Annotated in this window: 15 protein-coding genes; 5 read left to right on the top strand and 10 right to left on the bottom strand. The window is 72.0% G+C overall.

Annotation, left to right across the window (positions count from 1 at the left end):
* Nucleotides 1-63: 63 nt before the first annotated feature.
* Nucleotides 64-693 (bottom strand): site-specific integrase, encoded by a 630-nt coding sequence (locus ACQEUU_RS21900; RefSeq protein ID WP_433068627.1) that lies wholly within the window; start codon nucleotides 691-693, stop codon nucleotides 64-66.
* A 240-nt stretch (nucleotides 694-933) separates the two neighbouring features.
* On the opposite strand from ACQEUU_RS21900, the gene ACQEUU_RS21895 reads away from it, so the two are divergent.
* From ACQEUU_RS21895 to chrA, 4 genes are read left to right on the top strand one after another with little or no spacing between them, the layout of a single operon-like run.
* Nucleotides 934-1,452, top strand: a complete 519-nt coding sequence (locus tag ACQEUU_RS21895; protein ID WP_433068626.1) for a Chromate resistance protein ChrB — start codon at nucleotides 934-936, stop codon at nucleotides 1,450-1,452.
* A complete protein-coding gene (locus ACQEUU_RS21890; protein ID WP_433068624.1) occupies nucleotides 1,449-1,880 on the top strand; it encodes a chromate resistance protein ChrB domain-containing protein in 432 nt (143 codons plus the stop codon). The genes ACQEUU_RS21895 and ACQEUU_RS21890 overlap by 4 nt, the downstream gene beginning before the upstream one ends.
* A complete protein-coding gene (locus tag ACQEUU_RS21885; protein WP_433068623.1) occupies nucleotides 1,877-2,026 on the top strand; it encodes a hypothetical protein in 150 nt (49 codons plus the stop codon). Before ACQEUU_RS21890 ends, ACQEUU_RS21885 begins: the two co-directional genes overlap by 4 nt.
* On the top strand, nucleotides 2,023-3,381 hold the full coding sequence (gene chrA, locus ACQEUU_RS21880; RefSeq protein ID WP_433068622.1) for a chromate efflux transporter: 1,359 nt from the start codon (nucleotides 2,023-2,025) through the stop codon (nucleotides 3,379-3,381). The genes ACQEUU_RS21885 and chrA overlap by 4 nt, the downstream gene beginning before the upstream one ends.
* A gap of 65 nt (nucleotides 3,382-3,446) precedes the next feature.
* Here chrA and ACQEUU_RS21875 read toward each other — a convergent pair whose 3' ends face one another.
* The 5 genes from ACQEUU_RS21875 to ACQEUU_RS21855 form a co-directional block, all read right to left on the bottom strand.
* Nucleotides 3,447-3,770 (bottom strand): Tn3 family transposase, encoded by a 324-nt coding sequence (locus ACQEUU_RS21875; protein WP_433068620.1) that lies wholly within the window; start codon nucleotides 3,768-3,770, stop codon nucleotides 3,447-3,449.
* The gene (locus tag ACQEUU_RS21870) at nucleotides 3,683-4,087 is read right to left on the bottom strand and encodes a DUF4158 domain-containing protein (RefSeq protein WP_433068618.1); all 405 of its coding nucleotides are present in this window, start codon (nucleotides 4,085-4,087) and stop codon (nucleotides 3,683-3,685) included. Before ACQEUU_RS21870 ends, ACQEUU_RS21875 begins: the two co-directional genes overlap by 88 nt.
* 50 nt (nucleotides 4,088-4,137) lie before the next feature.
* Nucleotides 4,138-4,584: a pyridoxamine 5'-phosphate oxidase family protein gene (locus tag ACQEUU_RS21865; RefSeq protein WP_433068616.1), complete on the bottom strand. Its 447-nt coding sequence runs from the start codon at nucleotides 4,582-4,584 to the stop codon at nucleotides 4,138-4,140.
* 75 nt (nucleotides 4,585-4,659) lie between these two features.
* Nucleotides 4,660-5,640 carry an alpha/beta hydrolase gene (locus ACQEUU_RS21860; protein WP_433068615.1) on the bottom strand — a complete coding sequence of 327 codons (981 nt, stop codon included), beginning with the start codon at nucleotides 5,638-5,640 and terminating at the stop codon, nucleotides 4,660-4,662.
* Between the two features lie 124 nt (nucleotides 5,641-5,764).
* Nucleotides 5,765-8,056, bottom strand: coding sequence for an ATP-binding cassette domain-containing protein (locus ACQEUU_RS21855; protein ID WP_433068613.1), 2,292 nt, complete (start codon nucleotides 8,054-8,056; stop codon nucleotides 5,765-5,767).
* A gap of 112 nt (nucleotides 8,057-8,168) precedes the next feature.
* Between ACQEUU_RS21855 and ACQEUU_RS21850 the strand changes: the two genes are divergently transcribed.
* Nucleotides 8,169-8,930, top strand: coding sequence for a MerR family transcriptional regulator (locus ACQEUU_RS21850; RefSeq protein ID WP_433068611.1), 762 nt, complete (start codon nucleotides 8,169-8,171; stop codon nucleotides 8,928-8,930).
* A 53-nt stretch (nucleotides 8,931-8,983) separates the two neighbouring features.
* Here ACQEUU_RS21850 and ACQEUU_RS21845 read toward each other — a convergent pair whose 3' ends face one another.
* The 4 genes from ACQEUU_RS21845 to ACQEUU_RS21830 all read right to left on the bottom strand — a co-directional run bounded on the left by ACQEUU_RS21845 (nucleotide 8,984) and on the right by ACQEUU_RS21830 (nucleotide 11,955).
* Nucleotides 8,984-9,517 (bottom strand): dihydrofolate reductase family protein, encoded by a 534-nt coding sequence (locus tag ACQEUU_RS21845; RefSeq protein ID WP_433068609.1) that lies wholly within the window; start codon nucleotides 9,515-9,517, stop codon nucleotides 8,984-8,986.
* A 101-nt stretch (nucleotides 9,518-9,618) separates the two neighbouring features.
* Nucleotides 9,619-10,263 (bottom strand): response regulator, encoded by a 645-nt coding sequence (locus ACQEUU_RS21840; protein WP_433068607.1) that lies wholly within the window; start codon nucleotides 10,261-10,263, stop codon nucleotides 9,619-9,621.
* Nucleotides 10,254-11,354, bottom strand: coding sequence for a sensor histidine kinase (locus ACQEUU_RS21835; protein WP_433068606.1), 1,101 nt, complete (start codon nucleotides 11,352-11,354; stop codon nucleotides 10,254-10,256). The genes ACQEUU_RS21840 and ACQEUU_RS21835 overlap by 10 nt, the downstream gene beginning before the upstream one ends.
* Nucleotides 11,338-11,955 (bottom strand): DedA family protein, encoded by a 618-nt coding sequence (locus ACQEUU_RS21830; protein WP_433068604.1) that lies wholly within the window; start codon nucleotides 11,953-11,955, stop codon nucleotides 11,338-11,340. The genes ACQEUU_RS21835 and ACQEUU_RS21830 overlap by 17 nt, the downstream gene beginning before the upstream one ends.
* Between the last annotated feature and the right edge of the window lie 4 nt (nucleotides 11,956-11,959).

Here is an 11,959-nt window from a genome sequence, read left to right as displayed (position 1 = left end):
TCATGAACCCCAAACGGCGTTGATCTTGCAGCTCATCGACCCGTAACCGCCGGGGGGTAGACGTCAGGTACGGCGGGCTGTCCGATCTCGGCGTCGCCGGGCGGCGCGGATCTCGGCGTCGGCGACTTTGTCGTCCAGCAGCGCGTATAGCTGGGTGGTTTCGGTGGAGGCGTAGCCGCGGTCGTCGAGCAGCACGGTGCGGAGGCGGCCGCCCTTGCCGTGGATGCGGACGTGTTCGTCGTCCAGGCGCAGGTCGAGGTCCTCGACGTACAGTCCGCAGACCTCCGAGGCACGAGCGCCGCAGACGTAGGCGGTCTCGAACAGCAGCCTGTCCCGCAGCCGGTCCAGCGGCAGGTTCTTGGGCACCTTGACGGTGTCGATGCGGTCCATCGGGTTGGCCTGCAGGAGGTCGTGGCGGACGGCCCACTTGGTGAAGGAGGCGACGGCGGCGCGTTTGCGCTTGCGGCTGGCCTGTGACAGGTCGGCGAGCTCGGCCAGGTAGGCGCGGACCGGCGCGGCGGTCAGCTCGGCGAGTTCTTCGCCGTGGTGGGCGGCGAAGGCGATCAGGTCGCCGCGGTAGGCGCGCCGGGTGTGCGCCGACTTCCCGGCGTTGGCCAGGTCGGTGAGGAAGTCGTCGAGATGGCGGGCGAGCGGGTGAGAGCTGCCGAACTGCTCGGCGATGACCGGATCCACCGTGCCGACTTCCACCATCCGCCGGGTTGCCAGATAACCGGGAACCGAAGCGTTCGCGCCGGACGGCGGTTGCCCGGCTCGAGCCCAGCCCGCAGTGGCCATATTGCCTGATAACAACAGTTATGAGGCAATCCGCTGGGCGGGGTGGCCGCAGGAGCGCCCGCCTGCCGATTGCGGTGAATGTGCAACCATGGTTACTGTAACTCTGGTTACTGAGAAGTTGGGCATGGTGGAGGGGCGATGACAGGCACGGCCGGGCAATGGGTGCTGTTGGCGTATCGCATTCCGCGTCAGCCATCGACGTTGCGGATCACGATCTGGCGCAAGCTGGACCGGCTCGGGGTAGCGCGGCTGGGCGACGGCCTGGTCGCACTGCCCGCCGACGCCCGGACCCGGGAGCAGATCGACTGGATCGCCGAGGAGATCGGCGAGATGGGCGGCAGCTCCACCGTGTGGTTGGCCGCCGCCGGCAGCGCCGCCCAGGAGAAGGCGATCGCCACCGAGATGCGCACCGCGCGGGCAGCGGAATACCGGGCGGTGCTCGAGCAGGCCGAGGCGGCGGCCCGGGCCCGGCCGGGCGAGCGCAGCCGCACAGTCAAGCGGCTGCAGGCTGAGCTGCGCAGGATCAGCCGGCGCGACTACTTCCCGCCCGCCGAGCGTGAGGCCGCGCAGCGCGCGGTGCGGGCGCTGGCCGACACCGGATCCGACACCGATACGGACACCGGCGTTGGTGCCAGAGCGAGCGAGGTCACGCGATGAGGTGGGCCACGCGCGCCGGCGCGCACATCGACCGGGCGGCATGCGCCTGGCTGATCCGGCGGCACCTCGACCCCGAGCCGGAGTTCGTGTTCGTCGACGACCCAGCGGCGGTGCCGGCCGACGCGACGCCGTTCGACATGCGCGGAGCCGAGCTGTCCCATCACGACGGTGACTGCAGCTTCGAGACCATCCTGCGCCGCTACGAGCTCAACGACCCGGTGCTGTGGAAGCTGGCCGAGATCGTGCACGAGGCCGACATCGACGACGAGCGCTTCGACGCCCCCGAGGCGCCGGGAGTGGATGTGATCCTGCGCGGACTGTCCATGATCTGCGACGACGAGCGCGTGCTGGAGATCACCGGGCCGCTCTTCGATGGGCTGTACGAGTTCCACCGGCGGGCCCTGCTGCTGGGGCGGGAACTGGCATGACCCGTGCGGTCGGCTTCCTGCTACCCCTCGGCCTGGCGCTGCCGTTCGTGATCGCCAGGGCCGCCAAGACCGCCTACGACCTGACCCTGTGGCGGATCCTCCGATCCGTTCGCCTGCCTGCCCCGCCCCCTGGAAGGCCGTCATGACGATCGAAGCAACCCCTGATGTGATCCCGTTCCGCCAAGCTGTGCGGGCCTGGTTCCTGATCTCGCTGCAGACCTTCGGCGGCCCGGCCGGGCAGATCGCCGTCATGCAGCGCACCCTGGTGGAGGAGAAACGCTGGATCGGCCAGCAGCGCTTCAACCACGCGCTCAACTACTGCATGCTGCTGCCCGGCCCCGAGGCCCAGCAACTGGCCATCTACGTCGGCTGGCTGCTCAACGGCACCCGTGGCGGACTGGTGGCTGGGACGCTGTTCGTGCTACCCGGCATGCTGGCCCTGCTGGTGTTGTCGGCGGTCTACCTCCTGTGGCAGGACACCACGGTGGTGACCGCGCTGTTCGCCGGGATCGCCCCGGCCGTGCTTGCGATCGTCGCCCAGGCCGTCATCCGGGTCGCCAAGCGCTCACTCACCCACCCCTTCTTCGTCGCCCTGGCCGTGGCCGCCTTCGCCGCGCTCGCGCTGTTCGCCGTGCCGTTCCCGATCGTGGTCGCCGCCGCGGCGCTCGCCGGATGGCTGGTCCACCGGCTGGCCCCGCACGTCTTCAAAGCGGGCAACGGGCACGGCGGCGACGGCGGGCCGGCGCCGCTGATCCCGGACGACGCCCTGCACCACGCCCCGCCCAGTTGGCGGTCGGCGGCCAAGATCCTGGCCATCGGGCTGGGCGCCTGGTGGCTGCCGGTCGCCGCGGTGGCGCTCCTGCTCGGCACCGACAGCGTGTTCACCACCCAAGGCCTGTTCTTCTCCGGCACCGCGCTGGTCACCTTCGGCGGCGCCTACGCCGTGCTGGCCTTCGTCGCCCAGCGGGCCGTCGATGTCTACGGCTGGCTGACCCCAGGAGAGATGGTCCGCGGACTCGCGCTGGCCGAGTCCACGCCGGGGCCGCTGATCATGGTAGTGCAGTTCGTCGCGTTCCTCGGCGCCTACCGCGACCCCGGCGCCCTCACGCCATGGGCCGGTGCGCTGCTGGGGGCGCTGCTGACCACCTGGGTCACGTTCGTGCCGTGCTTCCTGTTCATCTTCCTCGGCGCCCCCTTCGTCGAGAAGCTGCGCCACAACACCGCCATCAGCGCCGCACTCACCGGCATCACCGCCTCGGTCGTCGGCGTCATCGCCAACCTGGCCCTCTACTTCGCCGAGCACACCCTGTTCGGGCAGACCTTCGCCTGGGCCTGGGGTCCGTTCACCGTGCAGGTCCCCGAGCTCGGCACGCTCAACCCTGTCGCCCTGGCCATCACGGCGGCGGCGCTGGTCATGACGTTCGTGCTGAAGTGGCCGATGCTGCGCATCCTCGGCATCTGCGCGCTGCTCGGCATCGGCACGGTGCTCCTGCCCAGGTAGCGGCCACCAGCGCCGCGCCGGTCCCGCCCGGTCCGGCCCGCAGGGGAAGAGCCACGGGATCTGGACTACTGCGGTTCGTGCTGCTGGGCGGCATCCTCGCCGCCGCTCAGCGGCAGACGCTTGGCCACATCCAGCCGCACCTCGCCGTAGGGCTCGACGTGCTGCCAGAACAGCGGGGTCAGCCCGCGCCGGTCGGCCGGTTTGAGCAGCTCAGCGCCCCCGGGGTCGGCCAGGACGTCCTGCGACATCAGAGTGTTGATGTACACGAGCGCGGCCTGCAGGATGCGCAGGCACAACACGCTCATCTCCAGCTCCTCGCGCCGGTTGGTGGCGATGTCACCGCCCTTGCCGTAGAAGATGACCGAGTTCGCTCCGTTGGAGGACTCCACCACCGGGAGGCGATCCGCACCGACCAGGCGACCTCCGCGTTGTGCAGGGCCGAGGCCACGATCCGGGAGATCCGACCAGGCGCCGGCGGTTCGATCCGTTCCTCGCGCAGATGCTTGAGCAGTTCCTCCCGGACCCGTTCAGGCCGTCGCTCGGCGTGTGCGACCTCCCCGGCCGGCCACACCGCCAGCTTCGCCGCGTCCTCGGTCGTGCAGGTGCGAAAGCCCAGGCGCGTGCGGATCTGATGGCGGTGGTACTCGATCGTGGAGCCGGACCACTCGTAGAAGCCGAACTCCGAGGAACGCCGTTTGGGGCTCATGACATGTTTCTTACCGAAACCCGTAACCGGCCGACTGCGGGCCGGAGCCGCTAACCCAGCCAGCGGCCCTCACGCATGAGCACCCGGCCCGCCAGCTCGTCCTCCTCCCGCCACGCCCGCACCCAGACCGGCCGGATCCGGAAGTACAGGTACGGGGAGGAGAGCGAGCGCGGGTCGAAGCCGGTCTTGACGGCGAACGCGTCACCCGTCGCCTCCGGCAGGTCCCGCGGCCGGACCGGCTGGGCCGTGCCCTGGATGAGCACCACGTCGCGCGTCAGCCCCACCCCGACGCGGACCCGGTCGTCGGCCAGCAGGTTGCGCGCCGTCGGCGCCGCCTCCGCCGTGGAGATCAGCAGCGTCTCCCCGTCCCACAGGAACGACAGCGGCACCATGCACGGCCCCGCGCCGTCCGGCCCGGCCGTGGCCACCCAGGCGTCCACGTCGTTCTCGAGCCGGGCCAGGGTGTCCTTCTTGCGTTCGGCCAACGTACGGGTCATCCAGGACGCCTTTCTCCTACGGGGATGCGGACGGTCCGCGGTGGCATGTCTACCACGGCGCGGGGAGGCGGGCGGTCAGGCGCCGAGCAGCCGCCGCAGCCAGCTCACCCGCGCCCGCTTGGCGGCCACCGACAGCGCCGCGTCCGGCACCAGCAGGTCGAAGCTGTGGAACCCGCCCGGCCACACGTGCAGCTCCGCCTGCCCGCCCGCCTGCCAGATGCGTGAGGCGTAGGCGACGTCCTCGTCGCGGAACGTCTCCGCCGACCCGACGTCGATGAACGCCGGCGGCAGCCCCGACAGGTCCTCGGCCCGCGCCGGGGCCGCGTACGGCGACACCTCCGGCCCGCCGCGCGCCTCACCCAGCAGCGCCGTCCAGCCGGTCTCGTTCGCCGTCCGGTCCCACACCCCCAGCCCGGCCATCTGCGCCGCCGACACGGTGGCGCCCCGGTCGTCGAGCATCGGGCACATCAGCAGCTGCCCGGCCAGCGCCGGCCCGCCGCGGTCGCGGGCCATCAGCGCCAGCGCCGCCGCCAGGCCGCCGCCCGCGCTCAGCCCCGCCACCACCAGCCGGTCCGGGTCGGCGCCCAGGTCGGCGGCGTTCTTGGCGGTCCAGGTCAGCCCCGCGTAGCAGTCCTCGACCGGGATCGGATGCGGATGCTCGGGCGCCAGCCGGTACTCCACCGACACGACCACCAGCCGCAGCTCCTGCGCCCAGTCGAGCACCTCCGGCAGGCCCATCCGGTTGTCGCCGATGACCATGCCGCCGCCGTGGGCGTAGAAGACCGCCCCGGCCGGGCCGGGCGCGCCGGACGGCCGGCACACCAGCAGCGGGACGTCGCCCGCCGGCCCCGGCGCCGACAGTTCCTCCAGCTCGAAGGCGCCGTCGCGGCTGAGCTCCTCGTTCGTGGGCGGCTCCATGCCCGGGACCGGCTGCCGCAGCCGGGGGATCATGTCCGGGGTGATCGCCGGGGGCAGGACCTCGGTCAGGACGTCCAGCACCGGGCCCAGCTCGGGATCGAACGGGGGCGGTGCCGGCGGTGAGGCGTCGGTGCTCACGTGAACCTCCTCGGGTCGGTCAGACCCATCGTGCGCCACCGCGGCCCGCGGGGCGAGAGGCCGACCGGGCGGCCCGCGCGTCCCCGTACCTGATCCCCGCGGGCAGCGGCCCGCTACCGGCCCGCTACCGGCCCACGTAGGCGCGCAGGTGGCGGGCCGTCAGCGAGTCGCCCGAGGCCACCAGCTCGGCCGGCGTGCCGGCGAACACCACCCGGCCGCCGTCGTGACCCGCGCCCGGCCCCAGGTCCACGATCCAGTCGGCGTGCGCCATCACCGCCTGGTGATGCTCGATCACGATCACCGTGTTGCCGTCGTCGACCAGCCGGTCCAGCAGGCCCAGCAGGTGGTCGACGTCGGCCAGGTGCAGCCCGGTGGTCGGCTCGTCCAGGACGTAGGTGGAACCGTTCCTGGCCATGTGCACCGCCAGCTTCAGGCGCTGACGCTCGCCGCCCGACAGCGTGGTGAGCGGCTGCCCCAGCCCCAGATAGCCCAGCCCGACCGCCGACAGCCGCTCCAGGATCACCCGGGCCGCCCGTTCGGTGAAGAACTCCGACGCCTCGGCCACCGGCATCTGCAGCACCTCGCTGATGTTCCTGCCGCGCAGCGTGTAGGCCAGCACCTGCGGCGTGAACCGCCTGCCCTCGCAGTCCTCGCACACCGTCGCCACCCCGGCCATCATCGCCAGGTCGGTGTAGATCAGGCCGATGCCCTTGCAGGCCGGGCAGGCGCCCTCGGAGTTGGCCGAGAACAGGGCCGGCTTGACCCCGTTCGCCTTCGCGAACGCCGCCCGGATCGGGTCGAGCAGACCCGTGTACGTGGCCGGGTTGCTCCTCCGCGACCCGCGGATCGGCGTCTGGTCGGCCACCACCACCCCTTCGCGGCCGGCGACGTAGCCGTGGATGAGCGAGCTCTTGCCCGACCCCGCCACCCCGGTGACGACGGTCAGCACCCCGAGCGGCAGGTCGGCGTCGACGTCGCGCAGGTTGTGCAGCGTGGCGCCGCGGATCGGCAGCCACCCGGACGGCTCGCGTACCTTCTCCCGCAGCGTCACCCGGTGGTCCAGGTAGCGGCCGGTGAGGGTGCCGGAGTCGCGCAGCCCTTTGAGGTCGCCGGCGTAGCAGAGCCTGCCGCCCTGCGCGCCGGCGCCCGGCCCCAGGTCGGCCACGAAGTCGGCGATGGCGATCATCTCCGGCTTGTGCTCCACCACCAGCACGGTGTTGCCCTTGTCCCGCAGCTTGATCAGCAGTTCGTTCATCCGCTGGATGTCGTGCGGGTGCAGTCCGGCGGTCGGCTCGTCGAAGACGTACGTGGCGTCGCTCAGGCTGGAGTGGAGGTGGCGCACCATCTTGACCCGCTGGGCCTCGCCGCCCGACAGGGTGCCCGACTCGCGGTCCAGGCTCAGGTAGCCCAGCCCGATCTCCACCAGCCCGTCGAGGGTGGCCCGCAGGTTGTCCAGCGCCGGGCCGACGGACGCGTCCGCGATGCCGCCCAGGAAGGCGGCCAGGTCGTTGATCTGCATGGCCGAGCACTCGGCGATGTTCAGCCCGTCGATCCGCGCCGAGCGGGCCGCCTCGTTGAGGCGGGTGCCGTCGCACGCCGCGCAGCGCACCAGCTTGACCGCCCGGTCGGCGAACGCGCGCGTCTGCCCCTTCATCGACTCGCGGTCCTTGCCCAGGTACTGCCTGCGCACCCGCACCACGAGACCCTCGTAGGTGAGGGTGCTCGTGCCGATCTTCAGCTTCGTGGCCGGCTTGTGCAGGAAGTCCTCCCACTGCTGCGGGGTGAAGTCCTTCAGCTTGACCGCCGGGTCGTACAGCCCCGAGTTCGCCATCACCTGCCAGTACCAGGAGTCCACCGGGAAGCCCGGCGCCTTGATCGCGCCCTCGTTCAGCGACAGCTCCCGGTCCACCAGCTCGTCCACGTCGATGTCGGTGATCTGGCCCAGCCCTTCGCACGCGGGGCACATGCCCTGTGGGGTGTTGAAGCTGAAGGCGTAGGCGGGGCCGACGTGCGGGGTGCCGATCCGGCTGAACACCAGCCGCAGCATCGTGTACGCGTCGGTCGCGGTGCCGACCGTCGAACGGGCGTTGGCCCCCATCCGCTCCTGATCGACGATGATCGCCGCGCTCAGGTTGTGCAGCGCGTCCACGTCCGGGCGGTTCAGCGGCGGCATGAACCCCTGGATGAACGCCGTGTACGTCTCATTGATCAGCCGCCGCGACTCCGCGGCGATGGTGTCGAAGACCAGCGACGACTTGCCGGAGCCGGACACCCCGGTGAACACGCTCAGCCGCCGTTTGGGGATGTCGAGGGAGATCCCGGACAGGTTGTTCTCCCTGGCGCCGCGCACCTGGATGTGGTCGTGGCCGTCAGCGGCGCGGTGATCACTCGTACGAAGATCGTCGGCGATAGTCATGGCATCAAGTCTGTCATTGAACTATCCGCCGAAAGGTTGGGCGGCCTTCACCAGGGCGGGACGCCGCTAACCTTAAAGTCGGACATAGCCCCTGAGGTGGAAGGCGGCCCCGGTGCGACCGATCGACCTGGCCCGGCTCGCGGGCCTGTCCACGCAGCAGATCCGGCACTACGCCGACTCCGGCATCCTGCCGCCCACCCCGCGCACCCCGGCCGGCTACCGCCGCTTCGACGCCCGTCACCGGCAGGCGCTGCTCACCTACCGGGCGCTGGCCGCCGGCCACGGCTGGCACGCCGCCCGCACGATCATGCAGGCCGTGCACGCCGGTGACGTGCCCCGCGCGCTCGCCCTCGTCGACGCCGGCCACGCCGGGCTGCACCGCGAGCGGACGGCCCTGGAGTCGGCCGGCCGGGCGCTGGAGGCGACCGCGCAGGCGCCGCTGGAGGCGGGCGGGCCCGGCGCCTCCGGCCGGCAGCCCCTGCGCATCGGCGCGCTCGCCCGCCACCTGGGGGTGCGGACCTCGGCTTTGCGCGTGTGGGAGGCGGCGGGGCTGCTGGCGCCGCGCCGCGAACCCGGCACCGGCTACCGCCTCTACGGCCCGGCCGACGTCCGCGACGCCCGTATGATCTTCATGTTGCGGCAGGCCCGCCACTCCTTCGAGGAGATCAGGCCCGTCCTGGAGGGCCTGCGCCGCACCGGCAGCAGCGAGGCTCTGCGCGCGGCCATCGCCCGCCGCCACCGGGAGCTGGCCGGCCACACCGCCGCCCTGCTGGCCGGCGCCGCGCACCTGCACGACTACCTGGGCGGCGGCTGTCCGGGCGACGGCCCGGACCAGGCCCTCGCCGGTCAGAGCCCCGCGGGTCAGGGCTCCTGAGGGTCAGACCTTCGGGGAGGAGACTCTTGGCGAGGAGACCCTTGGGGAGGAGTTCAGGCTCTCGTGTAGGTCAGGTCCAGCACGCCGGTGCCTGACGTCGCGGACCTGGTCAGCGTGAGCGGGATGTGCCCGGCGCCCTCCTCGAACAGCCGCCGCCCGGTGCCGAGGACCACAGGGTCCATCAGCAGGTGCAGCTCGTCCAGCAGGCCCTCGCGCAGCAGCGTCACCACCAGTGAGGGGCTGCCGCTCATGCCGATGTCGCCGCCGGGCTCCTCCTTGAGCGCGGCCACCTGGTCCAGGGTGATGACGGTGGTGTTCTGCCAGGCGGGGTCGGCGAGGGTGGAGGACACCACGTACTTGGTCCGCCCGTTCATCAGGGCGGCCAGCGGGTCTTCCGGATCCTGCTGAGGCCAGTGGGGGGCGAACTCCTCGTAGGTGCGCCGGCCCAGCAGCATGACCTCGGTGCGCCGCAGCAGGGACAAGACGGACCGCTCCACGTCCTGGTCGAGGTACGGGAAGTGCCACTTCTCGGGCGCCTCCACGACGCCGTCGAGGGTGATGAACAGGCCGGCGATGATCTTCCGCATCGTTGACTCCTCGTTGTCGGGGTGGGTCCACCGTCCCACCGACAAATAAATTTGTCAAGCAGCGCCGCAGGTCACCCCGTACGGTGAGATATCGAGAAAAATCAGGACCCGAGGAAGCGGAGGATCGCCAGCACCCGCCGGCTGTAACCCGTGATGTGCGCCAGGCCGAGCTTGTCGAACAGCGCGTTCACGTGCTTCTCCACCGCGCTGCGCGACACGTGCAGCGCCTGCGCGATCGAGGCGTTCGTCAGCCCCTGCGCCATCAGCTCCAGCACTTCGCGCTCGCGCGGCGTCAGCCGGGCCAGCGGATCCACCTGACTGGTGCGGGCCAGCAGCTGGCGCACCACCTCGGGATCGAACGCCGCTCCCCCCGCGCCCACCCGGTCCAGCGCGTCCAGGAAGTCCGCCACCTGCGCCACCCGGTCCTTCAGCAGGTAGCCCAGGCCCGACACGTCCGAGCTCATCAGCTCCGTCGCGTACCGCTTCTCCACGTACTGCGACAGCACCAGCACCTTCACCTCCGGCAGGCGGCGCCTGATCTCCAGGGCCGCGCGCAGCCCCTCGTCGGTGTGCGTGGGCGGCATCCGCACGTCCACCACCACCGCGTCCGGCCGCCGCGCCGCCACGGCCGCCACCAGCGCCTCGCCGTCGCCCACGGCCGCCAGGACCTCGTGGCCCTCCTCCAGCAGCAGCCGCACCAGCCCCTCGCGCAGCAGCGTGGAGTCCTCCGCCAGGATCACCCGCACGGCAGCTCGGCCCTGACCACCGTCGGCCCGCCCGCCGGGCTGTCCACCTCGAACGCCCCGTCCAGCGCCGCCACCCGGCGCCGCAGCCCCGACAGCCCGCCGCCGGACAGGCTCGCCCCGCCCGCGCCGTCGTCGCGCACCCGCACCATGAGCACCGGCCCCTCCCGTCTCACCCCGACCTCGACCAGGCCCGCGCCCGCGTGCTTGTTGGCGTTCGTCACGGCCTCGCACACCACGAAGTAGGCCGCCGTCTCCACCGCCGACGGCGGCCGCTCGGCCAGCTCGCACGCCACGGTGACCGGCACGGCCGACCGTTCGGCCACCCCGGCCAGCGCCTCGCCCAGCCCGAGCGCGTCCAGGCCGCTCGGGTACACCCGCCAGGCCACCTCGCGCAGCTCGGCCACCGCCCGCCGCGCCTCCAGGTGCGCCTGGTCCATCAGCTCAGGGTGGCCGCGCCGGGCGCGGCCGATCAGCATCGACAGCGCCACCAGTCGCTGCTGCAACCCGTCGTGCAGGTCACGCTCGATCCGGCGCCGCTCGGAGTCGACCGCCGCCACGATCCCGGCCCGGCTCTCCGACAGCTCGGCGATCCGGCGTTCCAGCTCCTCGGCGCGGTCGCGCCTGAGCATCCGGCGGGCCAGCCCGCGCTCCAGCACGTGCACGCCCGCGATGCCCGACAGCACCAGGAACAGCAGGACGAGCCCCGCCACGGCGATGTACGCCACGATCGGCGCCGTCGGCGCCATCCCGTCGAACGTCTCCCCCGCCGCCCACACCGCCGCCAGCCGCACCCCTGTACCGGCTCCGACGGCGAGCAGCAGCACCACCACGCCGCCGAGCACGCCGACGGGCACCCGCGCGGCCAGGTAGCGCACCGCCGGCGCGCCGCCGGGGACGGCCGGCGCGTCCAGCTCCGCCTCCAGGCCCAGCCGCCGCACCTCCAGCGCCGCCAGCCGCCCGGCCGCGCTTTCGGCCCGCCCGCCCCTCAGGAACGGCAGCGCCACCAGCAGGAGGACGAGCTCCACCAGCGCGGTGACGGCGCCGAGCACGACCGCGAGCAGGACCCGCGCGCCCTCAGCGGCGAAGCGCATGGCGCCCCTTGCGCCGCTCGCCCAGCCGTACCACCACGAAGACCGCCACCGCCAGCAGGACCAGGCCGAGCACCACCTTGGAGGCCACGCCCATGTACGTCTCGACCAGATGCCAGGACTCGCCCAGGTAGTAGCCGGCCAGCACGAAGATGGTGTTCCAGATGGCGCTGCCGGCCGCCGTGAGCAGCGTGAACTGCAGCATCGGCATCCGCTCCACCCCGGCGGGCACCGAGATCAGGCTGCGAAAGATCGGGATGAACCGTCCGAAGAACACCGTCGCCTTGCCGTGCTTGACGAACCACGCCTCGGTCTTCTCGATGTCGGAGACCTTCACCAGCGGCATCTTCGACGCGATCGCCAGCACCCGCTCACGGCCGAGCAGCGCCCCCACCCAGTAGAGCGCCAGCGCGCCCACGATCGAGCCGGCCGTGGTCCAGATCAGAGCGTCGACCAGGCCCAGTTCGCCCTGGCTGGCGGTGAAGCCCGCCAGCGGCAGGATCACCTCGCTCGGGATCGGCGGGAACAGGTTCTCCAACGCGATCGCCACGCCGGCTCCCGGGGCGCCCAGGAGCTCCATCAACTGCACAACCCAATCAACCATGCGC

Source organism: Nonomuraea sp. CA-218870, from assembly GCF_050936535.1.
GTDB lineage: Bacteria > Actinomycetota > Actinomycetes > Streptosporangiales > Streptosporangiaceae > Nonomuraea > Nonomuraea corallina.
The sequence above is the reverse complement of the archived record's forward strand: the minus strand, read 5'-3'. Positions and strand labels throughout refer to the sequence as shown.